The sequence below is a fragment of the Brevundimonas vitisensis genome, from assembly GCF_016656965.1.
In the GTDB taxonomy this organism is placed as follows: Bacteria; Pseudomonadota; Alphaproteobacteria; order Caulobacterales; family Caulobacteraceae; genus Brevundimonas; species Brevundimonas vitisensis.
In genome coordinates this window covers 776,749-803,734 of sequence record NZ_CP067977.1, presented here as the reverse complement: position 1 = coordinate 803,734, position 26,986 = coordinate 776,749, and the positions used below count along the sequence as shown (strand labels likewise).

Annotated in this window: 25 protein-coding genes and 1 tRNA gene; 16 read left to right on the top strand and 10 right to left on the bottom strand. The window is 66.6% G+C overall.

All coding sequences use genetic code 11. The annotated features are described in order from the left end of the window. Positions 1 to 67 precede the first annotated feature (67 nt). Complete coding sequence (locus JIP62_RS04045) at positions 68 to 874, top strand: transglycosylase SLT domain-containing protein (RefSeq protein WP_201103642.1); 807 nt, start codon at positions 68 to 70, stop codon at positions 872 to 874. Between the two features lie 108 nt (positions 875 to 982). Then, the gene (locus JIP62_RS04040) at positions 983 to 2,125 is read left to right on the top strand and encodes a DUF2336 domain-containing protein (RefSeq protein ID WP_201103641.1); all 1,143 of its coding nucleotides are present in this window, start codon (positions 983 to 985) and stop codon (positions 2,123 to 2,125) included. Between the two features lie 14 nt (positions 2,126 to 2,139). Here the strand turns inward: JIP62_RS04040 and JIP62_RS04035 are convergent, their stop codons facing one another. From JIP62_RS04035 to JIP62_RS04025, 3 genes are all read right to left on the bottom strand, one after another. Continuing rightward, positions 2,140 to 2,616 carry an Hpt domain-containing protein gene (locus JIP62_RS04035; protein ID WP_201103640.1) on the bottom strand — a complete coding sequence of 159 codons (477 nt, stop codon included), beginning with the start codon at positions 2,614 to 2,616 and terminating at the stop codon, positions 2,140 to 2,142. A gap of 63 nt (positions 2,617 to 2,679) precedes the next feature. Further along, positions 2,680 to 3,459, bottom strand: coding sequence for an NAD kinase (locus JIP62_RS04030; protein WP_230974851.1), 780 nt, complete (start codon positions 3,457 to 3,459; stop codon positions 2,680 to 2,682). A gap of 31 nt (positions 3,460 to 3,490) precedes the next feature. Then, positions 3,491 to 4,615, bottom strand: coding sequence for a DUF2336 domain-containing protein (locus JIP62_RS04025; protein WP_230974850.1), 1,125 nt, complete (start codon positions 4,613 to 4,615; stop codon positions 3,491 to 3,493). Between the two features lie 151 nt (positions 4,616 to 4,766). On the opposite strand from JIP62_RS04025, the gene JIP62_RS04020 reads away from it, so the two are divergent. From JIP62_RS04020 to JIP62_RS04005, 4 genes are all read left to right on the top strand, one after another. Then, on the top strand, positions 4,767 to 5,531 hold the full coding sequence (locus JIP62_RS04020) for a class II aldolase/adducin family protein (RefSeq protein ID WP_201103638.1): 765 nt from the start codon (positions 4,767 to 4,769) through the stop codon (positions 5,529 to 5,531). A 32-nt stretch (positions 5,532 to 5,563) separates the two neighbouring features. Next, positions 5,564 to 6,310, top strand: a complete 747-nt coding sequence (locus tag JIP62_RS04015; protein ID WP_201103637.1) for a hypothetical protein — start codon at positions 5,564 to 5,566, stop codon at positions 6,308 to 6,310. A 114-nt stretch (positions 6,311 to 6,424) separates the two neighbouring features. Beyond that, a complete protein-coding gene (locus tag JIP62_RS04010) occupies positions 6,425 to 7,543 on the top strand; it encodes an efflux RND transporter periplasmic adaptor subunit (protein ID WP_201103636.1) in 1,119 nt (372 codons plus the stop codon). Next, positions 7,543 to 10,767 (top strand): efflux RND transporter permease subunit, encoded by a 3,225-nt coding sequence (locus JIP62_RS04005; RefSeq protein WP_201104550.1) that lies wholly within the window; start codon positions 7,543 to 7,545, stop codon positions 10,765 to 10,767. Before JIP62_RS04010 ends, JIP62_RS04005 begins: the two co-directional genes overlap by 1 nt. Before the next feature lie 188 nt (positions 10,768 to 10,955). On the opposite strand, the gene JIP62_RS04000 is transcribed toward JIP62_RS04005, so the two are convergent. Then, positions 10,956 to 11,447 carry a c-type cytochrome gene (locus JIP62_RS04000; RefSeq protein WP_201103635.1) on the bottom strand — a complete coding sequence of 164 codons (492 nt, stop codon included), beginning with the start codon at positions 11,445 to 11,447 and terminating at the stop codon, positions 10,956 to 10,958. 160 nt (positions 11,448 to 11,607) lie between these two features. On the opposite strand from JIP62_RS04000, the gene JIP62_RS03995 reads away from it, so the two are divergent. The 3 genes from JIP62_RS03995 to JIP62_RS03985 are packed head-to-tail and all read left to right on the top strand — an operon-like array spanning position 11,608 to position 14,545. Then, positions 11,608 to 11,880 (top strand): FeoA family protein, encoded by a 273-nt coding sequence (locus tag JIP62_RS03995; RefSeq protein WP_201103634.1) that lies wholly within the window; start codon positions 11,608 to 11,610, stop codon positions 11,878 to 11,880. Further along, complete coding sequence (feoB, locus tag JIP62_RS03990; RefSeq protein ID WP_201103633.1) at positions 11,880 to 13,754, top strand: ferrous iron transporter B; 1,875 nt, start codon at positions 11,880 to 11,882, stop codon at positions 13,752 to 13,754. Before JIP62_RS03995 ends, feoB begins: the two co-directional genes overlap by 1 nt. A 32-nt stretch (positions 13,755 to 13,786) precedes the next feature. Further along, positions 13,787 to 14,545, top strand: a complete 759-nt coding sequence (locus tag JIP62_RS03985; RefSeq protein ID WP_201103632.1) for a prepilin peptidase — start codon at positions 13,787 to 13,789, stop codon at positions 14,543 to 14,545. Here the strand turns inward: JIP62_RS03985 and JIP62_RS03980 are convergent. The 4 genes from JIP62_RS03980 to JIP62_RS03965 all read right to left on the bottom strand — a co-directional run bounded on the left by JIP62_RS03980 (position 14,542) and on the right by JIP62_RS03965 (position 18,680). Further along, positions 14,542 to 15,174, bottom strand: coding sequence for a TetR/AcrR family transcriptional regulator (locus JIP62_RS03980; protein ID WP_407932727.1), 633 nt, complete (start codon positions 15,172 to 15,174; stop codon positions 14,542 to 14,544). The genes JIP62_RS03985 and JIP62_RS03980 overlap by 4 nt on opposite strands. A 70-nt stretch (positions 15,175 to 15,244) precedes the next feature. Beyond that, positions 15,245 to 15,439, bottom strand: a complete 195-nt coding sequence (locus JIP62_RS03975) for a hypothetical protein (RefSeq protein WP_201103630.1) — start codon at positions 15,437 to 15,439, stop codon at positions 15,245 to 15,247. After that, positions 15,436 to 16,620, bottom strand: a complete 1,185-nt coding sequence (locus JIP62_RS03970) for a PepSY-associated TM helix domain-containing protein (RefSeq protein ID WP_201104549.1) — start codon at positions 16,618 to 16,620, stop codon at positions 15,436 to 15,438. The genes JIP62_RS03975 and JIP62_RS03970 overlap by 4 nt, the downstream gene beginning before the upstream one ends. Beyond that, entirely contained in the window at positions 16,530 to 18,680 is a 2,151-nt protein-coding gene (locus tag JIP62_RS03965; RefSeq protein WP_201103629.1) for a TonB-dependent receptor, read from the bottom strand. Before JIP62_RS03965 ends, JIP62_RS03970 begins: the two co-directional genes overlap by 91 nt. A gap of 213 nt (positions 18,681 to 18,893) precedes the next feature. Here JIP62_RS03965 and JIP62_RS03960 point away from each other — a divergent pair, with 213 nt between their 5' ends. Further along, the gene (locus tag JIP62_RS03960; RefSeq protein WP_201103628.1) at positions 18,894 to 19,466 is read left to right on the top strand and encodes a hypothetical protein; all 573 of its coding nucleotides are present in this window, start codon (positions 18,894 to 18,896) and stop codon (positions 19,464 to 19,466) included. A gap of 2,265 nt (positions 19,467 to 21,731) precedes the next feature. On the opposite strand, the gene JIP62_RS03950 is transcribed toward JIP62_RS03960, so the two are convergent. Next, positions 21,732 to 21,807: transfer RNA gene (locus tag JIP62_RS03950), tRNA-Thr, on the bottom strand. 51 nt (positions 21,808 to 21,858) lie between these two features. Between JIP62_RS03950 and JIP62_RS03945 the strand changes: the two genes are divergently transcribed. After that, on the top strand, positions 21,859 to 22,212 hold the full coding sequence (locus JIP62_RS03945) for a DMT family protein (RefSeq protein WP_201103627.1): 354 nt from the start codon (positions 21,859 to 21,861) through the stop codon (positions 22,210 to 22,212). A gap of 203 nt (positions 22,213 to 22,415) precedes the next feature. On the opposite strand, the gene JIP62_RS03940 is transcribed toward JIP62_RS03945, so the two are convergent. After that, positions 22,416 to 22,853 carry an HIT family protein gene (locus tag JIP62_RS03940; protein ID WP_201103626.1) on the bottom strand — a complete coding sequence of 146 codons (438 nt, stop codon included), beginning with the start codon at positions 22,851 to 22,853 and terminating at the stop codon, positions 22,416 to 22,418. Positions 22,854 to 22,940: 87 nt separating this feature from the next. Between JIP62_RS03940 and JIP62_RS03935 the strand changes: the two genes are divergently transcribed. From JIP62_RS03935 to fabF, 5 genes are all read left to right on the top strand, one after another. Continuing rightward, entirely contained in the window at positions 22,941 to 23,291 is a 351-nt protein-coding gene (locus tag JIP62_RS03935; protein ID WP_201103625.1) for a phage holin family protein, read from the top strand. Positions 23,292 to 23,372: 81 nt separating this feature from the next. Next, positions 23,373 to 24,317 (top strand): ACP S-malonyltransferase, encoded by a 945-nt coding sequence (gene fabD, locus JIP62_RS03930; RefSeq protein ID WP_201103624.1) that lies wholly within the window; start codon positions 23,373 to 23,375, stop codon positions 24,315 to 24,317. A gap of 116 nt (positions 24,318 to 24,433) precedes the next feature. Next, positions 24,434 to 25,174 (top strand): 3-oxoacyl-[acyl-carrier-protein] reductase, encoded by a 741-nt coding sequence (gene fabG / locus JIP62_RS03925; RefSeq protein ID WP_201103623.1) that lies wholly within the window; start codon positions 24,434 to 24,436, stop codon positions 25,172 to 25,174. 167 nt (positions 25,175 to 25,341) lie between these two features. Continuing rightward, entirely contained in the window at positions 25,342 to 25,581 is a 240-nt protein-coding gene (locus JIP62_RS03920; RefSeq protein ID WP_201103622.1) for an acyl carrier protein, read from the top strand. A gap of 123 nt (positions 25,582 to 25,704) precedes the next feature. Continuing rightward, positions 25,705 to 26,985: a beta-ketoacyl-ACP synthase II gene (gene fabF / locus JIP62_RS03915; protein ID WP_201103621.1), complete on the top strand. Its 1,281-nt coding sequence runs from the start codon at positions 25,705 to 25,707 to the stop codon at positions 26,983 to 26,985. Position 26,986: the final 1 nt, after the last annotated feature.

Below are 26,986 nucleotides of genomic sequence, written 5' to 3'. Positions count from 1 at the left end.
TTTTGGGCGAACGGCCGCAGGTGAAAAGTAAGGTTTGATTAACCATGATCGCCCAGCCTCGCGGATCATGGCGATCTCGGCGATTCCCTCGGGCGGTGGTGTGGAGGCAGCGATCCATCGCGCCTCGATCGCCACCGGCGTGGATTTCGACTTCCTGATGCGGACCGCGCGCCGGGAAAGCGCAATGAACCCGGCGGCCCAGGCGCGGACCTCCTCGGCAGCGGGCTTGTTTCAATTTATCGAACAGACTTGGCTGGGCACGCTGAAGGCGCATGGGGCCAAGCACGGCTATGGCCAGTATGCCGATCTGATCTTCAAGGGAGCCGACGGGCGTTGGCGGGTCGAGGGATCGGCCCGGAATGTCGTGCTGGACCTCAGGTTCGATCCCCAGGCCGCCTCGACCATGGCAGCGGAACTGACGGCGTCGAATGCAGCCTATCTGCGCGGTCGCACAGGCCGTGAACCCGATGCGGGCGACCTCTATGCGGCCCATTTCCTGGGGCCGGCGGGCGCTGCGACCCTGATGGAGGCGATGACGACGCGGCCGGGAGCCAGTGCGGCGGCCCTGTTCCCTCAGGCGGCGGCGGCGAACAGGTCCATCTTCTATCGAGACGGCCGCCCGGCGACCGTGGCCGAGGTGCACGCCAATCTGAAGCGATCGGCAGGTGAGGGCGCGCCGGCTTCGCTGTCCACCTCGCCATCGATGCCGGTTCTCAGCGAGCAGGATCGTATGCTGGCCGCACGGCTGGATCGCCTCAAGCAGGATCAAAGCCTGTTGGCTCTTCTGCTGGGCCAGGACGGCGACGGCGGCATGAGCGGTATTGGCGGCGGATTTGGCGGGGCGTTCGGGCCGCCGCCGTCGAAAGTGGTCTGAACGCTGCATCCCTTCGCGGCCATGGTAAACCGGCGTTAAGCACGCAGGGCGCAGCTTGTCAGACGAGACGCGGTCCGCCCGCGCGACGACATCTTTGAGAGCCCAGCCATGACGGCCTTCCGCGCAAGCCTGACCGACGTCGACATCCGCCGCCTGATCAAGGCGACGGACGATGACGACCGCGCGGCCGCGGCACACAAACTGTGCCGCAACATGGAGAAGGCCGAACTGTCGGAACAGGATCGCGCCGCAGCGCAAAAGATCCTGCGCATGCTGGCTCATGATGCGGCCGAACTGGTTCGGCGCGCCATGGCCGTGACGCTGAAGGCCTCGGACCTGATTCCCCGCGATGTCGCCCGCCAGCTCGCGGCGGACGTCGACAGCGTGGCCCTGCCCATCATCGGCTTTTCACCGGCCTTCGACGACGAGGACCTGATCGAGATTGTTCGGGGCGGCTCTGCCGTTCGCCAGGTCGCCATCGCCGGGCGTGCGCGGGTGTCGCGTGATGTGGCCGAGGCCGTGGCCGAGGTCGGCTGCAAGGAAGCGGTCCGCACCCTGGCCGCCAACGACAATGCCGATGTGTCGGAACGGGCCATGGCCCAGGCGGTCGATCGGTTCGGCGATACGGGCGAGGTGGTGACGGCCCTGGCCTATCGTCAGGTCCTGCCGCTCAGCATCACAGAGCGGCTTGTGGCGCTGGCCAGTGACGCAGTGCGCGAGCATCTGGTGACCCGTCATGCGATCGCGCCGGAGACGGCCATCCGCCTGGCCCAGTTCGCGCGCGAGCGGGCCACGGTCGATCTGGTGGATCAGGCTTCGTCCAGCGCCGACCTGCCGCGGTTTGTGGCGAACCTCAATGCGCGCAAGGCCCTGACGGCGTCGCTGCTGCTGCGGGCCCTGGCGCGCGGCCAGATGGCATTGTTCGAACACGGACTGGCAGAGCTGGCCAGCACACCACACCAACGGGCCTGGCTGATGGTCCACGACGCCGGGCCTCTGGGGCTGAAGGCCATCTATGACCGGGCCGGTCTGCCGCCTCGCCTGTTCCATGCCTTCCGTGCCGGGGTCGATACCTGGCGTGCCTTGCAGGCCGAGGGTGCCGATACGTCCGGAGAGGCCTTCCGCCAGACCATGCTGGAGCGGTTCCTGACGCAGCGCCCCAACGCTTCGCGCGAGGATCTGGCCTATCTGATGGAACGGCTGGACCAGGAGCCGATGCCGGTTCGTTCGCAGGTCAGCGCGGCGGCATAGAGGACGTTAAGGCGTCAGCCCCGATGTTCGGCGACCCGGGCTTCCAGGGTCTCGGCCAGAACGCGTCCGGTCGGGTGATCATCGGTCTGGATGCCATCGCGGACGACTGCGCGGATCGCATCGATATGAGCGTCCACCAGCATCATCGGGGCGTGCATGCGCTTTTCCGGATCGTCCATCATCCGGCACAGCGAAGCGGCCAGCCGGGTGACGAGCGGATACTGATAGGTCGTGCCCAGGCCTTTCAGGTCGTGGGCGCGGAAATACAGCGCCTCGGCTGTGGCGGGCGTATAGCCCTGGGCCCGGATTTCGGCCTGAGCCTGGTCCAGCTTGACGATCTCGTCCTGGAGCCACTGCCCGAATTGGGAGGCCATGGCCGCGAGGGCTTCCTCTGCCTTGGCAATGGCCTTGGCATCAATGGCACCGAAGCCGCCTCCGACCTTCATGCGAAGGGTGTTGGGCGGGCGGATGACCTGGGCCGAATTGCTCACGGGTGGCACTCCTGACGATAACGCAGTCAGCATCGCCTGTGGCGGTTAAGAAGCCGTTCGTGCTCAGCCGGTGAATTGTTCGGCCAGGACGCGCTCTTCGAAAGACCGCCCTGCATCGAACAGCATGGTCAAGGCGACGTCCCGGCGCTCGCGCACCTCGACCCGCGTCACGCGCCGGACTTCGAAACTGTCGGCGGTGGCGCTGACGGGGCGTTTGTCCGCTTCCAGCACCTCGAAGCAGACGCGGGCCTGATGCGGCAGCAGAGCCCCGCGCCAGCGGCGGGGACGAAAGGCGCTGATCGGCGTCAGGGCCAGGATACGTGCGTCCATCGGCACGATCGGACCATGAGCGGACAGATTATAGGCGGTCGACCCTGCGGGGGTGGCCACCAGGCAGCCATCACAGCTGAGCTCTTCCAATCGAACCTTGCCGTCAACGCTGATCCGCAGCTTTGCGCTCTGGCGCGTCTGGCGCAGCAGGGAGACTTCGTTGATCGCCAAGCCGCTCTGCACCTGTCCGCTCTCGGTCCAGGCGTCCATCTGAAGGGGGTGGATGACGGTGGGGTCTGCGCCGCTGATCCGCTCGATCAGGCCTTCTTCGTCATAGTCGTTCATCAGAAAGCCGACGGAGCCCCTGTTCATCCCGAACACGGGGATCGGACGCTTCAGATTGGCGTGCAGGGTCTCAAGCATGAAGCCATCGCCGCCCAAGGCCACGATGACGTCGGCGCGGTCCTCAGGGACGGCATCATAGCGTTCGGCCAGCCGGCTTCGCGCCACCTGGGCCTCCGGGCGGTCGCTGGCAACGAAGGCAAGCAAAGGTGGGGGGGCTGAGGCGGTCACCGGCGCAGGTCGCCTGACCTGTGAGCCGATGTCAAACCGTTCCGGGGATGTCGGCCTGCACCAGGGCGCGGAAGGCTCGCGCTGCCGAGATAGGCGAGATGTCACCACGCAGCCAGACGGCCGCGCCCGCATCGCCGGGCGGTCCACCGTTCAACCGCCGAATGTCGTCCAGCAAGGCCGGAAAGGCGGCCCGGTCGATCCCGACGCTGGCGCAGGCATAGTAGAGGCTCTCGGGCGTCTTGGCCGCCAGAGCCTCGCGCACCTGGCCGAGGCTGTATCCGCCCAGCGTGGCCATGGCCTGGGCGAACAGGCTGAGGCGCGATTCACGGATGGCGCGGATCAGGAAGCCGGCCTTCAGCTGGCCGGCGGCCTGCATCTTGTCGATCAGACGTCGTTCCATCTCCTCGCGGTCGGGATCCGGGGCGACGACGGCCGAGGGTTGGGCGTTGCGCCAGGCCCCGTCGACGGCCTTGTCGATCTCGGCCTGCAGGGCTTGCTCGTCGATACTGAAGCGCTCGGCGATCGATTGGCGCAGGGCCGCGCCGACCCATTGGTAGAGCTGGCGCGCCTGCACGTCACTAAGGCGGGGGTGGCGGGTCAGCGGCGCACGCAAGGCGGCGATGCGACGCGAATGATCCACCATACGGCGCAGGCCCTCGCCGCTGATTTCTGCCGTCCGGTTCGAAGCCAGGGCCGTCAGGGTCGCAGGTTCGGCACGGTCGATGATGGCATCGGCAACACGTCCGCTCAGGCGGGGGCGGCGTGCGACTTCGATCTGATGCTCGATGGTGGCCTGGACCAGAATGGCCAGCAGGTCTTCGTCCTGCAGCAGGGGGCTGGCAGCAATGATGGGCCGCGCGATTTCGATCTCGTCCAGGGCCAGTACATTGACCAGCGCCTTGGGGGCCCATTCGGCGTGCGCCAGACGTTCCGAAAGGATGCGGCGCACGTCCCGTTCAGCCTGCCGCGCCAGCAGGAGGAAGATCTCACCGAGAACCGGAGACAGCTCTCCACTGGGCGGCTGCGCGTCGCAAAGGGCGGTGATGCCCAGCAGCAGCCGCTGGCGGTCGTCCGACGTTCGGCTCTGGGCCAGGGCAAGCAGATCGGCCAGTGCCGGCGCAGGGCGCTTCGGATCATGATAGGCCAGGGCGGACAAAGGCGTGGCTCCGTCAGAGAGTGCAGCTCACCGTCTCTTCGGCCCATCATGTGGCCAAGCTTCTAAACGGGCCGTTAACCACGACCGCCTTGACGGGTGGCTGGTGCGGCGCGACCTTGGGTTGGTCCTGTATCGAGACCCGGAGCGATCGATGGCCGACGGCAACACACCCTCCTTGAAGTCGCGCGTGTCCGAGGCGGAGTGGCAGGCGCGCGTCGATCTGGCCGCCCTGTATCGGCTGGTGGCGCTGCATGGGTGGGACGACATGATCTTCACCCACATTTCCGCGCGCGTGCCGGGGCCCGAGCACCACTTTCTGATCAACCCATACGGCTACTATTTCGAGGAGATCACGGCCTCGTCCCTGGTGAAGGTCGATCTTGAGGGGAACGTCGTTCAGGAGACGCAGAACTTCATCAATCCAGCCGGCTTCACCATCCATTCGGCCATCCATGCCGCGCGCGAGGATGCTCATTTCGTCATCCACCTGCACACCGTGGCCGGGGTCGGCGTGGCGGCTCAGCAGGAGGGATTGCTGCCGATCGGCCAGAATGCCTGCCTGCTGCAGCATCAGGTCGCCTATCATGGATATGAGGGCCTGGCGCTGAACCACGACGAGCGGGAGCGGCTGGTGGCAGATCTGGGCGACAAGCCGCTGATGCTGCTGCGCAACCACGGCACCTTGGCGGTGGGACAGACGGCGGCGGCGGCCTGGGTCGGGATGTTCTTCCTGGAACGAGCTTGCGCCCAGCAGGTGGCGGCCCTGTCCGTCGGCCGCGACCATGTCCTGATCGCGCCCGAGGCCGCCCAGGCCGAGACCAAGGAACAGGGCAGGGGTATCGGCTTCATCTCGGCCCTCGCCTGGCCGGGAGCCCTGCGCATGCTGGATCGGAAATCCCCGGGTTACGACGTCTGATGCCGCATGCCGGGGGGCTGGCAGTCGGATTGATGGGGCTGGCGCTTGCCGCGCCTGCGGCCGCGGGGCCGTGGACCTGGGCCAAAGGCGAGGGCCAGGCGATTCTCAAGGCCGAATACATGGTCGCCGACGACGGCTTCGATCCCGATGGCCGCCGTGTCCCCTTGCCGGAACAGCGCAGCGACGCGGTCCTGGCCCTGTTCACCGAATACGGCCTGACCGACCGGCTGACCCTGCAATTCAAGGCTGAGTATCAAAGCGGTGAGGACGCCTTCGTCGATTATGAGGGCCGAGGGCCGATCGAGGTGGGTCTGACCTGGCAGGTCTGGCGTGACGACCGGGCGGCGGTGTCGCTTTATGGCGGCTATTCGGACGGCGGCGAGGGCCGCAACGCCGGATATGCAGCCCCCGGAGAGGGCGAGCGCGACTGGGAGGTCCGCATCGCGGCGGGCCGGTCGTTCGAGGGAATGGGCGGTGCCTGGGGACCGGATCGAACCTTTGTCGATGTGCAGGCGGCGCGGCGCATACGCCAGGGTCTGCCTGACGAGACCCGGATCGACGCCACCCTTGGCGGGCATTTCGGCGAAGACTGGATGATCCTGGGACAGGCGTTCGGCGGCGTGGCGGATGACGATCGCGCGCGCTGGCTGTCAATCGAAGCATCCTTGGTGCGCCGCTTCGGGGATTGGAGCCTGCAGGGCGGATGGCGGCAAACCGTCGCGGGACGCGAGACGCCCGTTGCCTCCGGGCCCGTGATCGCGGTGTGGCGGCGGTTCTGACCGCAACATTTCGTCGCGACGGAATCTGGAACTGAGGCCGTTACACAGACTTTAGTTGCGTCGATCGCGAGACGGCTTTAGCCGGGCCGCTCGCCGTCCGGAGTCCAGAGCCGCGTGATCAAACGACATTTCTTCCTCGTCGCTGCGGCGGTCCTCTTGGGACTGATGGTCGTGGCCGCCGTTATCCGCATCGCCTTTGCCGAGGATGAAGGCGGACCCGGTGCCCGCGGTCCCGGCGGGCCGGGCGGTGGGCGCGGGCAGACGGTATCTGCCGCGGAAGTCGGAGCGCGCACCTTCTCGGACGAGATTCGGGTGCTGGGCGTTGCGAGGGGACGGCGATCGGTCAACATCACCTCGCCGACGACCGAACTGATCACGCGGGTTCTGTTCACGGATGGTCAGACGGTGGCGGCGGGCACGCCTCTGGTCGAACTTCAGGCTCGCGAGGAAGACGCCGGCATCATCGAGGCACGCGCCAACGTCGAGCAGGCGCAGCGCGAGTACGACCGATACAAGACCTTGACCGATCGCGGCATCGCCCCGCGCATCATGCTGGAACAGGCCGAGACGGCGCTGGCCACCGCGCGCGCCTCTTTGGCTGCGGCGCAGGCTCGCCGGGGTGACCGCGTGATCCGGGCGCCTTTCTCCGGTGTGCTGGGCCTCTCGACGGTCACGGCAGGGACGCTGGTCAATCCGGGGGCTGTCATCGCCACCCTGGACGACATCGGTGTGATCCGCGTCGATTTCCCGGTCCCCGAGCGTTATCTGGGCAGTCTGAGAGCGGGGACGCCACTGATCGCGACGGCGGATGCCTATGGCGATCAGCAGTTCAGCGGGCGGATCGCCCTGATCGACACCCGCATCAACGAACAGACCCGCTCAGCCACGGCGCGGGCGGAATTCCCCAACCCCGGTGGCCGCATCCGCCCCGGCATGCTGGTGCGCGTCGCCGTCCAGCAGGGTGTCCGCCAGGCTCCCGCCGTGCCGGAATCGGCCGTTCAGTATGAGGGGGAGGGGGCTTTCGTGTATCGCATCGCCCCTGGCGAACGAGGCTCTACCGCTCAGCGGGTCGAGGTACAGCCCGGTGCCGTCGAAGGCGGCTTCGTCGAGATCATGTCCGGCCTTGAGCCTGGCGATCGGGTCGTCGGATCGGGCCTGAACCGCATCCAGCCCGGATCGCCCGTGCGGGTGGCGGGCCAAGGCAGTGCTCCGGCGGCGGGTCGCCGCCCATGATGCTGTCCGACCTGTCGGTCCGGCGCCCCGTCTTTGCGGCCGTGGCGGCCATCGTCCTGTGCGTTGTGGGTCTGGCGGCGTTCTTCGCGACGCCGGTGAGAGAACTGCCAGACGTCGATCCACCGATCGTGTCGGTCAGCACCTCCTATGCGGGGGCATCTGCAGAGGTCATCGAAAGCCGGATCACCGAACCGATCGAGCAACAGATTGCGGGCATTCCCGGCATCGAGCGGATCAACTCGACCAGCCGCGACGGGCGATCCAGCGTCAACATCGAGTTCGCCCTGGATCGCGACATCGACGATGCCGCCAACGACGTGCGCGACCGGATTTCGCGCGTGGTCGGGCGCCTTCCCGATCAGGCCAATCCGCCCGAGGTCTCCAAGGCTGACAGCGATTCCCAGCCGATCATCATTCTGTTCCTGCGCTCCACGACCCTGAACCGGCTGGAGCTGACCGATTATGCGGACCGCTATCTGATTGACCGGCTGGCCACGGTGCCGGGCGTGGCTCAGGTGCAGATCTATGGCGAGCAGCGCTATGCCATGCGGATCTGGCTGGACGCGGCGGCCTTGGGGGCACGCGGCCTCACCGTTTCGGACGTCGAGAATGCGCTCACCAGCCAGAACGTCGAGCTGCCGGCTGGTGCGCTGGAATCCGCCGACAAGGATTATACGGTCCGGGTCGCGCGCACCTATGCCCGGGCCGAGGACTTCGCCCAGTTGCCGATCGGTGCAGCGGGGACGGCGGGGGCACAGTCAGGTGGAAACGCTGGCACCAGCGCGGTTCAGGCCAGCCCCAGCGGTGCGACCGGCGCTCTGCAATCGGGGACGTCCTACGTCACGCGTCTGGGCGACGTCGCCCGGATTGAGGAAGGTCCCGCCGAGGATCGACGTCTGTTCCGAGGCAATGGCGTAGACCAGATCGGTCTGGCCATCACCCGCCAGGCCCAGTCGAACGACCTGGCCATCTCCGACGGCGTCAAGGCCATGATGGAAGAGATCAGGCCCAGCCTGCCGCCGGGATCGGAACTGCAGATCGGCCGCGACAATTCGGTCTTTACCAGTCACGCCATCGACGAGGTCTGGATCACCATGGCCATTTCGATGGCGCTGGTGGCCCTGGTCAATTTCGTCTTTCTGGGCACGCTGCGGGCAGCCATCATCCCGTCGGTGGTGGCTCCGATCTGCCTGTTGGCCACCTTTATCGTTCTGGCACCATTCGGATTTTCACTGAACCTGCTGACCCTGTTGGCCCTGGTTCTGGCCATCGGCCTCGTCGTCGATGACGCCATCGTGGTGACCGAGAACATCCAGCGTCGCCTGGATCACGGCGAGCCGCCGCTGGTGGCAGCAGAGCGGGGAGCCCGTCAGGTGTTCTTCGCCGTTGTGGCGACGACGATCGTGCTGCTGGCGGTCTTTGCGCCCCTGCTGTTCCTGCCCGGCTATGTCGGCCGTCTGTTCGTGGAACTGGCGGCGGCGATTGCGGCGGCCGTGGCCTTCTCGGCCTTCCTGGCGCTCAGCCTTTCGCCCATGCTGGCGTCGCGCATCCTGCGGCCTGCCACCGGCAACGGCTGGTTGGCCCAGCGCGTCGATCGGGCCATGGATGCGGTCAAGACGTCCTATGGTCGGTCGCTGAACGCCCTGCTGGGCAAGCGCGCGGCCGTGGGGGGCGTGGCGGCCCTGATCGTTCTGGTCGGAGCCGGAGCGTGGGGACTGATGACCATCCTGCCGGACGAACTGGTTCCAGCCGAGGACCGCGGCCAGGTCGGCATCCGGGTCCAGGGACCAGAGGGTGCGGGATACGACTATACCCGCAAGATCATGCTGGGCCTGGAGCCCATCCTGGCCGAGTACAAGGCCAGCGGCGAGGTCGAGAGTTATTTGGTTTCCGCCCCCGGCTTCGGCGGCGGCAGTTTCAACTCGGGCAATGCCAGCCTGACGCTTGTGGACTGGTCCGAGCGCACACGTTCGGCCGATGAGATCGCCCAGGAGCTGAACGGCAAGCTGCGCGGTCAGACCGATGCCCAGGTCAATGCCTCGGTTCCCGGAGCCTTTCAGCGCGGCGGCGGCAACTCCAACTCCGTCGAGATGGTGGTGACCGGGTCCGAGTATGACGACATCTTCCGCTGGCTTCAGCCCATCCTGGCCGCGGCACTCGACAATCCGGGCTTCTCGCGACCGCGCCTGAACTACGAACCCAATGCCCCCCGTCTTCTGGTGGATGTTGATCCGGAAAAGGCGGCGGCCCTGGGCGTGTCGTCACAGGAAATCGGCCGCACGCTCGAGACCATGTTCGGATCGCGCCGTGCCACCACCTACATCAAGGGCGGCCAGGAATATGATGTCATCTTGCAGACCGAGCGGGACAATCGGCGCAATGTGACCGACCTGGAAGCCCTGTATGTCTCGACGGGCGCGGGCAATCTGGTCCCGCTCTCGTCGGTCGTGACCACCCAGACCAGTGGCGACACGCCCGATCGGCGTCGGCTGGATCGGCAACGCTCGATCTCGCTCAGTGCCGATCTGAATCCCGGCACCACCATCGCCGACGCCATCGCCTTCCTGGAGGCCGAGGTGGCCAAACAGCCCACGGGCGTGGCCACGACGCAATGGGGCGGTGCCGCTCGAGATCAGCAGGAGGCAGGCAGCGCCGTAGCCATCGCCTTCGGCCTGGCGCTACTGCTGGTGTTCCTGGTGCTTGCGGCCCAGTTCGAAAGCTGGATCACCCCGGCGGTGATCATGCTGACCGTGCCCTTGGCAGCGGCCGGTGGTCTGTTTGGCCTGTTGATGGCGGGGTCCAGCCTGAACATTTATTCCCAGATCGGCCTGATCATCCTGATCGGTGTGGCGGCCAAGAATGGCATCCTGATCGTGGAGTTCGCCAACCAGCTGCGCGACCAGGGCCGCTCGATCCGGGAAGCAATCATCGAAAGCTCGACCCTGCGTCTGCGGCCCATCGTCATGACCTCGATCGCCACCGCCTTCGGGGCTCTCCCGCTGGTCCTGTGGCAGGGCGCAGGCGCGGGCAGTCGCCAGACGATCGGCGTCGTCATCTTCGCCGGGGCCATCTTCTCGACCCTGCTGACGCTGTTCGTGGTGCCGGTGATCTATGGCGTCCTGGCCCGGTTCACCAAGTCGCCGGAATATACCGCCCGCAAGATCGAGGAGTGGGAGGCACAGGAGGCCGGCAGCGGTGACCGCCCGGCCGTACCGCTGGGCTAGGATTGGCATTTTAGCGTGACGACTTCTCAGTCACCGTCATTCCGGGGCGCTCGCAGAGCGAACCCGGAACCCAGGAGGACGGGGCGAAAGTCTGAAGCGTCGTCGCGTCAGTGACCGGTTCCTGGGTTCCGGGTTCTTGGCTGCGCCAAGCCCCGGAATGACGGGTCAGGCTTGAATGCCGACTGGCACTAGGGCTGCTCTGGGGCGAACCCCGTCTCGACCTTCAGATAGGCGATGACGTCGCGGCGGTCGGTGGCATCGGGCAGTCCGGCAAAGCTCATCTTGTTGCCGGGCAGGAAGGTGCGCGGCCCACTCAGCCACTGGTCCAGCTTCTGTGCGTCCCAGGTGAAGCCTGCCTCCTTGAGCGCCTTGGAATAGTTGTAGCCGGGATGGGTGCCCGCCGTGCGCCCGAACAGGCCGTACAGATGCGGACCCGTCATGTTGGATCCGCCCTCGGCGATCGTGTGGCACGACCGGCAACGGGCAAATGCCCGGCGGCCATTCTCCAGGTCACCCTGGTTGTAGGGAGCGGGCAGGGCGGCCAGCAGTGTCAGCTTCTCGGCTTCCGTCGGCGCAGGACGGGCAGGTGCGGCCGGGGCCGCAGGCTCTCCCGACCCACAGGCGACCAGGGTGGTCGAGGCCAGCGTCGTCAGGGTCAGGATGGCGATCAGGCGTTTCATATGGCGCTCCCCTTGTCCTTTTCCTGATAGCGAAACCGCCACGGACGGCAATGGCGATGATCGGGGCGTCAGGTCGCACTGGACGCGGCGGGCGCGCTCCTGATAATCAGTGTCAACAACTGTAGACCTGCGCCGCGCCCTGCGGCGACTAGCGAGTGTCATGACCGATACAATTCGACTGAGCCAGGCCCGCGTCGGCGATCGCGGCGTCATTGTGCAGGTGGGCGAGCATTGCCACCACGAAGACCACAAGGCCGAACTGGAACGCCGCCTTCTGGAACTGGGCTTCGTCGAGGGCGCGCGGATCGAACTGATGCATCAGGGTCTGTTCGGCGGCGATCCTATCGCCCTGCGCGTCGATGACATGAGGGTGGCTCTGCGCCGGCACGAGGCCGACAGCCTGACGATCCGTCTGGACGGGATCGCCGCCTGATGGACATGGCAGTGCGCACGGCCCGCGTCGCCCTGGTCGGCAATCCCAACAGCGGCAAGACCGCCCTGTTCAATGCCCTGACAGGTGCCCATCAGAAGGTCGCCAACTATGCTGGCGTGACCGTCGAGCGGAAGGAGGGGATCATCCGCTCCGCCTCCGGCCGCACTCTGTCCGTGCTGGACCTGCCCGGCACCTATTCGCTGCGGGCACGCAGTCCGGATGAAGAAGTCACCCGCGATGCCGTGCTGGGTCGTCTGGCGGGAGAGCCGGAGCCGGACGTCATCCTGTGCGTCGCCGATGCCACCAATCTGCGGCTGGTGCTGCGCCTGATCCTGGAACTGAAACAGGTCGGGCGGCCGATGGTCCTGGCCCTGAACATGTACGACATTGCCCAGCGGCAGGGCCTTCGGATCGATCTGGAACGGCTGTCGAGCGAACTGGGCGTGCCGATCGTGACGACGGTAGCGACTCGGAAGCGCGGCATCGAAGACCTGATTTCGGCCATCGAGGCGGCGGTGCATGCCAGCGACCTGGCGGGCTCCGGCAGCGTCTGGGCCGCCCCCGATGCCGATGGCATCCGCGCCGCGCACAAGCGGGCCGAACAGATCATGAAGGCCTGCGTCCGGCCGCCCGAGCGGCCCGACACCCTGACGGGGCGGATCGACGGCGTGCTGCTGCATCCGGTGGGCGGCCTTCTGATCCTGCTGGCGCTGCTGTTCGTGATGTTCCAGGCCGTGTTCAGCTGGGCCGGCCCGCTGATGGACGGGATCGAGGCGGGCATGGGCCTGTTGGCCGCCGGTGTCGCGTCGATCGTTCCGGACGGCCTGATGCAGAGCCTGATCGTCGACGGCCTGATCTCCGGGGTAGGCAGCGTCCTGGTCTTTCTGCCCCAGATCGTGATCCTGTTCGCCTTCATCATCCTGCTGGAAGACTTCGGCTACATGGCCCGGGCAGCCTTCCTGATGGACCGGATCATGGGCGGAGCGGGCCTGCATGGCCGGGCCTTCATCCCGCTGTTGTCCAGCTTTGCCTGCGCGATTCCGGGCGTGATGGCGACGCGGGTTATCGACAACCGCCGCGATCGCCTGACCACCATCATGGTCGCCCCACTGATGACCTGTTCGGCGCGGATCCCCGTCTACACCCTGATCATTGCCGCCTTCATCCCGAACGAGACGGTGTGGGGCTTTGCCAATCTGCAGGGTCTGGTGATGTTCGGGCTCTATGCGGCGGGCATCGTCAGTGCCCTGGCCGTGTCCTTCGTGATCCGCCGCATCTTCTGGCGCGGGGCAGTCGAGCCCTTCATGATGGAACTGCCGGCCTACAAGCTGCCGGACGTTAAGTCGGTCGCCATGAACCTGTGGTTGCGGGCGCGGATATTCCTGGTGCGGGCGGGCAAGATCATCCTGCCGCTGATGGTCCTGGTCTGGGTGCTGTCGACCTTCCCCTATCCGCCCGAAGGCGCGACGGGACCCGCCATCGACTACAGCTTCGCCGGCATGGTCGGGCGCGCGCTGGAGCCGATCTTCGCCCCCATCGGCTTCAACTGGCAGATGGTCATCGCCCTGGTGCCCGGCATGGCTGCGCGCGAGGTGGCCGTGGCGGCCCTGGGTACCGTCTATGCCGTCGCCGATGCCGAGAGCGCGACCGGCATCCTGGCCAGCACCCTGTCGGCTCAATGGTCGCTGGCCACGGGCCTGGCCTTCCTGGCCTGGTATGTGTTCGCGCCGCAGTGCGCTCCGACCCTGGGCGTGGTCAAGCGCGAGACCGGTGGCTGGAAATGGATGGGTCTGATGGTCGTCTATATGTTCGGTCTGGCCTATCTCGCTTCCTTCGTCGTCTTCCGCGTTGCGGTGGCGATGGGCGGGGGATGACGGACGGCGTGGCGGCGGGCTAAGCCTGGGCCATGGCTCAGCCCGTCTTCATCGTCGTCATGGCCGGGCTTCTTGGCCTGATCGTCGGCAGTTTCATCGCCGCGGTCAGTGTGCGTCTGCCCCGCAGCGAGGGCGTGGTGGGCGGACGGTCGCACTGCATGTCGTGCGGCACGGCGTTGAAGGCCTGGCATCTGGTGCCGGTGTTCAGCTGGCTGATGCTCCGCGCCCGCTGTGCCGCCTGCGGCGCGGCGATCTCGCCCCGGTACCCCCTGATCGAACTGGCTGGCATGGGCATCGGCATCTGGGCCGCCCTGCATGGCGACGGAAACCTAATGCTGATCGCGGTCACGGCGGTGCTGGGCTGGCAGCTGCTACTGATCGCCCTGATCGATGGCGAACATTTCTGGCTGCCTGACGTGCTGACGCTCCCCCTGATCGTGACCGGCCTGGGGGCGGCGTTGCTGGGCGGGACCGATCTGGTCCTGACGCATCTGATCGGCGCGGCGGTCGGCTTCGCCACCCTGTGGCTGCTGGCCTTCCTTTACGAGCGGGTGCGCGGGCGACAGGGGTTGGGCGGGGGCGATCCGATCCTGTTCGCAGGGGCCGGGGCCTGGGTCGGCTGGCTGGGCTTGCCCAGTGTGCTGCTGTGGGCCTGCGCCGCCGGGTTTGCCGTTGTTGCCGCCTGGCTGGTCACGCGCCGAGCGGTCAGTGGCGCCGACCGGCTGCCTTTCGGCGTATGCCTGGCCGTTGGTACCTGGCTGACCTGGCTCTACGGACCGCTGGGCTTCTAGCGCCCCGTCACCAGGCGCACGACGATATGGGCCGTGGTGTCCAGGATGGCATCGGCCGTGTCAGCCCGGCGCATGAGCTGGAACCCGGCCGCCACCGATTCGATCAGGCTGGCGGTCTCGTATGACGCCAGCCGCGGGTTCAGACCGGCGGGGTGATAACCTTGGGCATGGGCCTGGGCGATGCGACGTTCCAGCGCCAGATGTAGCCGGCGCAGGCGGCGAATCCGGCTTTCGGCAAAGGGGACCTCGCCCTTGTCGGCCAGTTCGTGTTCGATCCGAAGGACCGGGCCGTGCCGCTCCCAAAGGGCCAGGACATCGACGATCAGACCACGCGCCGTGCCGAATGCCCGCTCGGACGACCAGTCGCCATCGATATGGGCGGCCAAGGACTGCGCTTCCTGGGCCGCCTCGTCACACAGCGCCAGAACGGCTTCGGACACGGTCTTGAAATAGGTATAGAAATTCGTCGGCGACAATCCGGCGGCGGTGGCCACGTCGGCCACGCGGATCTCGCCCAGATGCCGGGTCTCCAGCAGGGTGCGGACGGCGTCCAACAGGGCGCGGCGGGTGCGTTCGCCGCGCGCGCCGATCCGGTGGCCGAGCTTATTCGTCAGGGGCAAGGCAGGCACTCGAGCAGGGGGTTCGCCGAACTATAAGGCCATGCTTGTTAGAATCGAGCCCGTTTGGATTCGGTATATCCTAGGGACGCGGGCGACTTGGGCCACGCAGTCTGGCCCATACGACCGCCGCGACGGCCGTGGCCACAAGGGCGGCACCGATCCCGTCCCAGGCCCCGTCGGCCAGCAGGGCTCCGACCAGGCCGGTCAGGCCGAGAACGAACAGGGCCGCAGGGATGGCGAATACGGTGCCCAGGCTGAGGCGACGGGTCCTCATCGTGCCTGTCTCCGCCGTGCGACCCACAGATAGAGACCGGACGCCAGAATGATGATCGTCATCAGGTCGAGCAGGGCCCAGACGATTTTCAGGCCCAGCCCGCCGTAGTCACCGAAATGCAGCGGCTGGGACAGCGACAGCGCCTTCACATACCAGGGCACAGGGGCGACAGCGGCCAGTTCGCCTGTCCGGATATCGATCAGGGCCGGCGTCGTCAGATGGGTCGTCAGTGGCGTGTCGCCGTGGAAGAAGACCGCATAATGGTGGTCGGTCGTATAGTCGGTCCCGGGAAAGGCCACGAACTGCAGCGTCTTGCCGGGCAGGGCGACCTTGGCCCGCGCCACGGCGGCGTCCAGCGACGCCCACTCTCCGACTGTCGCGGGGGCCTGTTGCGTGGCGACCAGTTCGCGCAGGGCCGTATCCTTCCAATAGGCCAGGATCGGCGTCGCCAGGGTGTTGACCACCCCCGTCAGCCCCACGACCAGGATCCAGGCCACCGTCACGATGCCTAAGAGGTTGTGGTAGTCGAGCCACCGCGTACGCGTCGCCTTTTCCACACGCACGGTGCCGAAGGGCAGTCGGCGCATGAAGGGGGCATACAGCACCACCCCCGACACCACCGCAGCGACCAGAAACAGCCCCATCAGCCCCAGGAACAGCATCCCGCCCAGGCCAAGGAACATGTCGGTGTGCAGCTGAAGGATGAACTCCATCACCGGGTGCCCGGCCACCGGGGGCGCGGCCTCCCCGCTGGTCTGGTCGATCGGCTGGAAGTTGAAACTGCCCGCCGGAGCGTCGGGGGCCCGGCTGGTGACGTTCACCACCGGCCGGTCTTCGTCGAAACTCATGAAGGCCGGGACATCGCCGGGATGGCGCGCCAGAGCCGTCTCCAGCACCTGATCCAGGCTGAGGCGCTGCCCGTCCGGATTGGCCGGCGCCCAGGCTTCGTCCAGCAGCAGATGGTCCAGTTCATGGCTGAACACCAGCGGCAGGCCGGTCAGGCACAGCATCAACAGAAAGACGGTCGAGACCAGGCTGGACCAGGTATGGACCCATGACCAGGCTCGCAGAGTGGACGGCTTCATCCGGCCTAGAAGTCCGTCGACAGCGACAGCCTCAGGGTGCGCGGCGCGCCCAGGGTCAGATAGTTGGCACCGGGGAAGCCGCCGACGGCGACCCAGTGATCCTCGTCCGCCAGATTCTCGATCCGGGCACGCAGGGTGATCGGACGGCCGCCCATGTCGCGGCTATAGCGCAGCCCGGCGTCGAACCGGGTCCAGGCGTCCAGGTCGACCGTATTGGCCCCGTTCGCAGGCTGCTCGCCCGTATGGACGATGCGGCCCTCCAGCGTCAGGCCGGTGGCGGCGGGAACGTCCCATTCGACATTCACATTGCCCTGAAACTCCGGCGTACCGATTGGACGCAGGCCGTCCATGGCGCCGCCCGCTGTGCGGGTCAGTTCGGCGTCCAGCCAGGTCCAGCCGCCCAGCACACGCAGGCCGTCGCGGGGCTCGCCGAAGAAGGCGACCTCCAGCCCGGTGTTCTGCTGTTCGCCATTGGCGGCGAAGACGGCGTTCTCGACATAGGCGCTGGGCAGGCTGGTGCGGAACAGGCTGACACTGCCGCCGAACCGGCCGACGTCATATTTGAACCCGACCTCGGCCTGTTCCCCGCGGAAGGGCGACAGCGCCTCGCCCGCATTGGACACCGGTACGCCACCGCTGACAGCCGGGGCGATCTGGCCGGGGATCAGGGCCTCGGCATAGTTGGCATAGACCGACAGCCAGTCATTGGGCCGATAGACCACGGCCAGAACCGGCGTGGTGGCGTCCCCCTCATACGACGAAAGCCCGGCACCGGTGTTGTAGTCATAGGAGGCCGTCTCGATCTGCTGATACCGGGCACCAAGGGTGACCAGGAACCGACCGTCGGCAAACGACAGCATGTCGGCCAGGGCGAAGCTGGTGTTGTTCACCCGCTCGGTCACATTGGGATCATCCAGGTCACCGCCGACGAAGAAGTTGGCCGCAGGCGGGGCCACCGTCACCGGCGCATAGAGGTCGCTGGCAAAGCCGCCGAAGTTGGAAAAGGCATAGGCGTTGCGCGACTTGGACTGCACCTGGCTGGCCGAGGCGACGATGCGGTGGCCGACCGGTCCGGTGGTCAGCTCGGCGCGAATGCCCGCATCGCCGGACCAGACAGTGTCCTCACGGGCGTTGTCGAAGCGATAGGCGCTCAGCGAGCCATTCGGCTGGGCCGTCGGATTGGCCAGGACATTGGCTTCCTTGCCATTGCGCCCGCCAAAGGCGGCCCAGGTCGAGACGGCGTCCGACACATCGAACTCGGCACGCACCACGCCGAACAGCTGGCGCTCGTCGGTGTAGGTCCAAGGCTGGGCAAAGTTGCTGTCGGCCGACGGCGGGGCAGGGATGGCCCCCGCCGGGGTCACGGTCGGGCGCGGGGCGTCGATGCGGTGATCCTGATAGCCGATGTCGGCTGCGAACCGGGCCCGTTCGCCGCGACGATCCAGACCCAGGCCGAGCGCCGTCAGTTCGCGATCCTCGCCCTCGACACCCGCCTCGCCGTTGCGATGCGCCAGATTGGCCCGCAGGCCATAGTCGCCCGCCGCACCGAACCGGCGCGCGATGTCGGCGGCCAGATACAGTTCGCCCTCACCCTCGATCCCCGCGGTCAGGCGGTTGAGGGGCAGATCGGGCGCGCGCTTGGGGGTCAGGTTGAAGGCCCCGCCGACGCCGCTGCCGCCGGGGGCCGCGCCGTTCAGAAAGGCGGTTGCCCCGTGGAAGACCTCGACCCGCTCCAGGAACTCGGCGGCCACGAACTGACGCGGCAGAATGCCGTACAGACCGTTGTAGGTCATGTCGTCGGAATACACCGGGAAGCCCCGGATCACATACAGTTCCTGGAAGTTGCCGAAACCCTTGCTGACGCGCACGGCCGGGTCGTTCTGCAGCACATCGCCCACGCTGCGCGACTGCTGATTGCGCAGCAGTTCCTCGGTGTAGTTGGTCGAGGCAAAGGGGGTGTCCATGACGTTCAGCGCCCCGAACAGGCCGACCCGTCCGCCCCGCGCCACCTGACCCCCGGCATAGGGCGCCGTCAGGGTCACCTGCGAACCCGTCACCACGATCTCGTCGACATTGGTGGCCTCCGGCTCCTGGGCGAGGGCCGGGCTGCCCAGAACCAGGGCGCAGCAGGAGGCGAGCAACAGGGAGCGAGACATCGATCAGGCACTTTCCGCGAATGAGAACGCGTCTCAATATTCGGCGAGTGTCGAGGTTTCAAGGCACGCAATGTCGCGGGCGGCGTGGCGCGCTGAATCTGTCACAGGGGTAGAGCCTCCGTCTTTACCGATTTTTACGCGTGGCGTGCCTCAATCACCACCTTGACGCGAGCGCGATTTCAATAAACCTTGTTCGTTGGATGGGGGATTGTTATGCAGCATCGCAGTTGGCTGTCACAGCTGGCGCTTGGCGCATTGGTCTGGTTCGCGGCGTCTTCGCCTGCCGCGGCTCAGGATGCCCAGACCATTCTGTATGATGCCAACGGTCGGGTCGTGGCGGTGACGACGGCCCCGGCGTCCGGCGGCGTCACGGCCAGCTATGGTTTCGATGATGCGGACAATCGGCTCAGTCGCGGTGCGGTCGCTCACCCCGGCCCGACGCTGGCCTGGCAGCTGACCTCTGAACAGACCCTGCTCCCGACACAGAAACTGACGTCGCAGGACGGTCGCTTCACCTTGACCCTTCAGAGAGACGGCAATCTGGTTCTGCATTTGGGCTCCACCGTGCTTTGGAACAGCGGCACGGCCACGGGTCGGTCGGTCTATTTCCGGGTTCAGGCGGGTGGCAACGCCGTGATCGCCGACCCGGCCGGTACCGCGATCTGGCAGAGCAGCACCGGCGGCAATGCCGGGGCCGTGCTGACCCTGCAAAACGACGGCAATCTGGTGATGAAGAACGCCGCGGGGACGACCGTCCTGTGGCAGTCCAACACATGCTGTCATTGAGGGGGCAGGCGATGAGAATCCTCCCGCCCTTGAACCGCCTGGCACTCAGCCTATCCCTGGCCTCCAGCCTGGCGCTCATTGCGGGATCCGCCCTTGCCCAAGCTCCGCTGGTGGGCCCGCCGCCGGTCAACTATTCGGTGGACGAGCGGGGCGTCGATCTGGCCTCCGGACGGCTGGTGCTGTCGGATACGCCGGTCAGCATCGGCCAGGGTGCGGCAACCCTGGCCTATCAGCGGACCTATATCGGCTCGGTCGATTGGCGCGACAACTGGACCGGCACTATCGCCTCGACCGGTACAACCTACGTCGTCAGCATCGGGGCCTTTTCGGACGTTTTCACCCTGACGGGCGGGGTGTTAATTCCGCAGAGGAACCTGGGTCAGACGCTGACCCTGTCGGGCGACATCTATACCTATACCATGACCGACGGGACTGTGGCGCGGTTCAACAAGCTGCTGGCCGATCCGGGGTTCGGACCCACGGTCGCCAACCAGGGCCGGTTGACCGAGATCGTCCGTCCCAATGGCGAGCGGACGGAGCTCATCTATCAGGTTGCCGTCCAGGAAATCCCGACCCAACCCTACTACTATGTCGTCCGGCTGGAGGGGGTGACAAACAACCACGGCTTCCGCCTGGACATGGACTATGCGCTTGAATTCATGTCGCAGGACTGGGAGGCTCCGGACTGGACGCGGCTGACCAAGGTCACCGCCTTCAACGCCGCCGTCTGTCCACAGCTGGATGGCTGCACGGCACCGATCACGTGGCCCAGTGCGACCTTCACCAGCACGACCGTCACGGACCAGAGCGGCGCGACCACGCAATACGGCTGGACTGCGCCCCTGACCCTGGGCATCCGCCTACCGTCCAGTCCCACGGCCAACACCGTCACCGTCGTCTACAACAGCGCCAGCCGCGTGATCTCGTATCAGGCGGGGGGCGGCACCTGGACCTATGCGTATTCCGACGCGGGCGGGTTACGCACTACCACGGTGACCGCGCCGGACGGCGGGGTGACCACGACCGTCTCCTCGATCGCTACGGGGCTGGTCGCTTCCCGCCAGGATCCGCTCGGCAACACCACCAGCCTGACCTATGACGCCAACCAGCGCCTGACTCGCGTCGTTGCGCCCGAGACCAACGCCGTCCGCTACACCTATGATACGCGCGGCAATGTCACCGCCGTGACCCAGGAGGCCAAGACCGGCTCGGGCGCGCCCGACATCGTCAGCACGGCCACCTATCCGTCGACCTGTCCCAACCCGGTGACCTGCAACCAGCCGACCGCCACCACCGATCCGCGCGGCGCGGTCACTGACTATACCTACGACCCCGTCCACGGCGGCCTGCTGACGGTGACCGAGCCTGCACCCAGCGTCGGCGCAGTCCGTCCCCAGACCCGCATCACCTATGGCGCACGCCATGCCTGGGTCTCGGACGGGATGGGCGGCTATGTGCAGGATCCGGCGGCGGTCACCGTGCCGCTGACAGTCTCGGCCTGTGCCACCGGCGCGAGCTGTGCCGACACCGCCGACGAGGTGAAGACCACCGTCGTCTATGGCACCACCGGCACGGCTAACAATTTGTTGCCGACCCAGGTGACCTCCGGCTCGGGCACCACGGCCCTGGCCACGGTGACCACGGCCTATGACCACAATGGCGATACCCTGACGGTGGACGGGCCGCTGGCCGGCACGGCGGACACGACCCGCTATCGCTATGATGCCTCGCGGCGAATGGTGGGGGTGATCGGCCCCGATCCGGACGGGGCGGGCGCGGGCCTGCATCGGGCGCAGCGGGTGACCTATGACGTCGACGGCTCACCGACCCTGACCGAGGTCGGCACCACGACCGGTTATGGCGATGCGGCCTGGACCGGGTTCGTCAGCCTGCAGCAGGCGGCGACCCAGTATGATCCGCTGAAGCGGCCAGTGACCATGCGGGTGCAGGCGGGTGGCGTCACCTATGCCGCGTCCCAGGCCACCTATGACCCCAGCGGCCGGGTGATGTGCACGGCACAGCGGATGAACCCGGCGGCGTTCTCCGCCCTGCCGATCTCGGCCTGCACGGCGGGCACAGCGGGCGGTTTCGGCCCCGACCGCATCGCCCAGACCACCTATGACCTGGCGGGCCGTCCCCTCACCATGACCACGGCCCTGGGCCGCCCCGAGGCCATTACCGAGAGCGTCACCTATACCGCCAACGGCCAGCCCCAGAGCCTGACCGACGGCGAGGGCAATGTCTCGGTCATGGTATATGGGGGAATGGTGCCGGTTGCAGGGTTCGAACCCGCGACATCCAGTTTACAAAACTGGCGCTCTACCAACTGAGCTAAACCGGCATCGGGGGGCTTATGCTGGCGGAATCCGTTCAGTGCAAGCACAGTGGTGGCATGCCGACGACCCTGTCCTACATCGCGCCCGTCATCCTGCTGGCCCTGTCGAACGTCTTCATGACCTTCGCCTGGTATGGCCATCTAAAGTTCGATCAGAAGCCCCTGTGGATCGTCGTGATGATCAGCTGGGGCATCGCCTTCTTCGAATATTGGCTGGCCGTCCCCGCCAACCGCCTGGGCCATCAGGTCTATTCCGCCGCCGAGCTGAAGACGATGCAGGAGGTCATTACCCTGGTCGTCTTCGCCGTGTTCTCCGTCACCTGGCTGGGCGAGAAGCTGACGCTGAACCACGGCGTCGGCTTCATGCTGATCGCCGCCGGGGCTTGGTTCATCTTCCGCGGCCCTTTTTAACGTTCGATCTGCAGCCAGTGGCCTTCGCGTCCGTGACCCTCACCTCCGTCATTCCGGGGCGCTCGCAGAGCGAACCCGGAACCCAGGGGAACAGCTCGAACCCCAAATGCACCTTCATCGGCCTGTGATAGCCTCCTGGGTTCCGGGTTCTTGGCTTTGCCAAGCCCCGGAATGACGGATCAGGCGTGGATGTCGATGCCCTTCTAGTCCAGCGCCGCCGCGATCCGGTCGGCCAGGGCGCGCAGGGCCTGGGTGTCGGCCATCGGGGCATGACCATGGCCCTTCATCGGGCGGTCCTTCCAGCGGGGAATGACGTGGAAATGCAGGTGAAACACCGTCTGCCCGCCCGCCGCGCCGTTGAACTGCATCACGCTGATGCCGTCGGGGGCCAGGGCCTTGTCCACGGCACGGGCGATTCGCTGGACCGCAGCCGTCACCCGCGCCAGGGCCTCGGGGGCGATGTCCAGTAGGGTGCGGGCGTGTGCCGTCTTTGAAATCACCAGAACATGCCCCTCCGACTGGGGAAACACGTCCATGAAGGCCAGGACGTCGTCGTCTTCCCACACCGTCACATTGGGCATGTCGCCGCGCAGGATGCGGGCAAAGATGTTGTCGGGATCATAGGGGCCGTGAAGGCTCATGGAGGACTCCGCTGCTGGTCGGCGCAAGCTATCAGGTCGGGGTCGGCCTGCGCTATGCTGAGGGCAGCCGAAGGGGGAGAATCGCCCATGCTGAGATTTATCGTTCAGGCCGTGGTGACGGCCCTGGGTCTGTGGCTGTCGGCCCAGGTGGTGCCGGGCGTGGACTTCACCTCGGGCGCATCGCTGGCGGCGGCGGCCGTCCTGCTGGGCCTCATCAATGCGGTCGTGCGGCCGATCCTGGTCATCGTCACCTTTCCGATCACCGTCGTCACCCTGGGCCTTTTCCTGCTAGTGGTGAATGCCGCCACGATCGGTCTGACGGCCGTGCTGCTGGGCGGCTTCGTCGTCGACGGCCTGTGGCCCGGTATCGGCGCGGCGATCGTCACGGGCGTGGTCAGCTGGATCGCCGGGGCCTTCATCGGCGACGACCGCAAGTAGGCTGCGTGCCCGCCGCCTGATCTTGCCCCGCGCGGTGAAGCGGCCTAACCCGACCCGCAAATCAACGGATCACGGACGATCATGACCCTCGCATTGCTCTTTCCCGGTCAAGGCAACCAGGCGGTTGGCATGGGGGCGGCGCTGGCCGACGCCTTTCCGGCCGCGCGCGACGTCTTTGCCGAGGTCGACCAGGCGCTGGGCCAGTCGCTGTCGCAACTGATGCGTGACGGGCCCGAAGATCAGCTGACCCTGACCGAGAACGCCCAGCCGGCCCTGATGGCCGTGTCGGTCGCGACCATGCGGGTGTTGCAGAGCCAGTTCGGCCTGGACCTGGGCCGCGTCGGCTATGTCGCCGGTCATTCCCTGGGCGAATATTCGGCCCTGTGCGCGGCGGGGGCGATCAGCCTGCCCGACACGGCGCGGCTGCTGAAACTGCGCGGCCAGGCCATGCAGCGGGCGGTGCCGGTGGGCCGGGGGGCCATGGCCTCCCTGATCGGGCCCAAGACCGACCTGGCCCTGGCCGAGGCCGCCGCCGCCGCCGGGTCGGAAGTCGGCGTCTGCGTCGTCGCCAACGACAACAATGCCGGCAACATCGTCATCTCGGGCGACAAGGCCGCCGTCGACCGCGCGATCGAAAAGGCCAAGGAACTGGGCGCGCGGGCCATCCCGCTGAACGTCTCGGCGCCCTTCCACTGTCCGCTGATGCAGCCGGCGGCAGATGAAATGGCCGCCGCCCTGGCCGGGGCCGCGATCCATGCCCCCGCCGTGCCCGTCGTCGCCAATGTCACCGCCCGGCCCGAGACCGACGCCGAGGTCCTACGCCGCCTGCTGGTCGAACAGGTCACGGGCCGCGTCCGCTGGCGCGAGTCCATGGAGTGGATGGCGGGTGAGGGGGGCGTCACCCGCTTCGCCGAGATCGGCTCCGGCAAGGTCCTGACCGGTATGGCCAAACGCATCGCGCCGGATGCCGAGGGCGTCGCGCTGAATACGCCGGAAGATCTGGAAGCGTTCGCGGCGTCGCTTTGAGTGATTGGTGGCGGGTGCGCAGGGATCTGACGTGCGATCGCCGCCGTCAGTCCTCTATCGATAGCCCCCAACGACCAGTCACTCACCAACACTCACTGATCACTTCGGAGCCGCAAATGTTCAATCTCACCGGCAAGACCGCCCTCGTCACCGGGGCCACGGGCGGTATCGGCGGCGCTGTCGCCCGCGCTCTTCATGCCCAGGGGGCAACCGTCGTCCTGTCCGGCACGCGTGAGGCTGTGCTGGCCGATATCGCGAGCGAGCTGGGCGAGCGGGCCTTCGTCGCCGCCGCCAACCTGTCCGATCCCGGATCGGTCGACGGCCTGATCGGCCGGGCAGAGGAAGCGGCGGGCAGCCCGCTGGACATCCTGGTCGCCAATGCCGGCATCACGAAAGACGGCCTGCTGATGCGGATGAAGGACGAGGATTTCCAGTCGGTCATCACCGTCAACCTGGAAAGCTATTTCCGCCTGTCGCGCGCGGCCATGAAGGGGATGATGAAGCGCCGCTCGGGCCGGATCATCGGTGTGACCTCGGTCGTCGGCGTGACCGGCAATCCGGGCCAGACCAACTATGCCGCCTCCAAGGCCGGCATGATCGGCTTTTCCAAATCGCTGGCCCAGGAGGTCGGATCACGCGGCATCACCGTCAACTGTATCGCGCCGGGCTTCATCGCCTCGCCGATGACCGACGTGCTGAACGACCAGCAGCGCGAGACCATCCTCAAGAACATTCCCGCCGGCCGGCTGGGCACAGGCGACGAGATCGCGGCCGCGGCCGTCTATCTGTCCTCGGACGAAGCGGCCTATGTGACGGGTCAGACCCTGCACGTGAACGGCGGCATGGCGATGATCTGAGGCGATCACGGATCGCTACAGGCTATTTCCAGCCCGGTTTCGCGTGCTAAAGGCGTCGCAACCGGCGGTGCTGAGTCTTTGTTAGACCTTGCGCCGCCGTCGCCGTCGTCATACGGCAGGAATTGAGACAACAGCCGCTGTCGCGGCCCCATCAAGGCAGAGACCCCATGTCCGACACCCTGGAACGCGTTCGCAAGATCGTCATCGAACATCTGGACGCCGACCCCGAGAAGGTGACCGAAAAGGCCAGCTTCATTGACGATCTGGGCGCTGACTCGCTCGACAACGTCGAGCTGGTCATGGCCTTCGAAGAAGAATTCGACATCGAAATCCCGGACGACGCCGCCGAGCACATCCAGACGGTCGGCGACGCCGTGAAGTTCATCGACGAGAAGCTGGCGGGCTAAGGCCCGTCGCCCGATCGACGGCATCGATGGCCGCCGTGGCGCGCCCCTAGCGGGTTCGCCCGGCGGCCATTATTGTTTCCGGCGAAGCTCGGGATTCTCAAGTCTTTAGAGGGAGCGTCTGGCATGCGCCGCGTCGTTGTCACCGGCCTTGGTCTTTTGACCCCCCTGGGATGGGGCGTGGACCATACCTGGAAGGGGATCGTTGAGGGGCGATCGGGCATTGGTCCGATCACGGCCTTCGACACCACCGGCTATGGCTGCACCATTGCGGGCGAAGTGCCCTCGGTCGATGGCCGGGGCGGCGGGGTGGCCGGTGAACCCGGCGTCTTCGATCACGAAAAGATCATGTCGGCCAAGGACCGCAAGCGGGTCGACGACTTCATCGTCTATGCCATCGCCGCCGCGGACGAGGCCCTGGCCGATGCGGGCTGGAAGCCTGAGAGCGACGAGGACAAGGAACGCACCGGCGTCATGGTCGGCTCGGGCATCGGAGGCCTGGGGCCCATCGCCGATACCGCTCAGATCCTGAAGGAACAGGGGCCGCGCCGGGTCAGCCCCTTCTTCATCGCCTCATCTCTGATCAACCTGACCAGCGGCCAGATTTCGATCCGTCACGGCCTGAAGGGGCCCAATCATTCCGTGGTGACCGCCTGTGCCACCGGGGCCCACGCCATTGGCGACGCTGCCCGGATGATTGCGATGGACGATGCCGACGTGATGGTGGCCGGCGGGGCCGAAAGCTCGATCGTGCCGATCGGCATCGCCGGCTTCCTGGCCTGCAAGGCCCTGTGCACCGACTTCAACGACACGCCTGAAAAGGCCAGCCGACCCTATGACCGCAACCATGCCGGCTTCGTCATGGGCGAAGGGGCCGGGATTGTGGTCCTGGAGGAATATGAGCACGCCAAGGCGCGCGGGGCGAAAATCTATGCCGAGGTGATCGGCTACGGCATGTCCGGCGACGCCTATCACATCACCGCCCCGGCCGAGGATGGCGACGGGGCCTATCGCGCTATGAAGGCGGCGGTGAAGCGGGCGGGGATCGACGTCTCCGACATCGATTACGTCAACGCCCATGGCACCTCGACCATGGCCGACTGGATCGAGCTGCGGGCCGTCGAGCGGCTGATGGGCGATCATGCGGGCCAGGTCGCCATGTCCTCGACCAAGTCCATGACGGGTCACCTGCTGGGCGCCGCCGGGGCGATTGAGGCCATCTTCTGCATCCTGGCCATTCGGGACCAGATTGCGCCGCCGACGATCAATCTGGACGATCCGGAGCATGAGACCGCGATTGACCTGGTGCCGCACAAGGCACGGCCGATGACGATCGATGTGGCCATGTCCAACAGCTTTGGCTTCGGCGGCACCAATGCTTCCGTGATCTTCCGAAAGGTCGACTGAT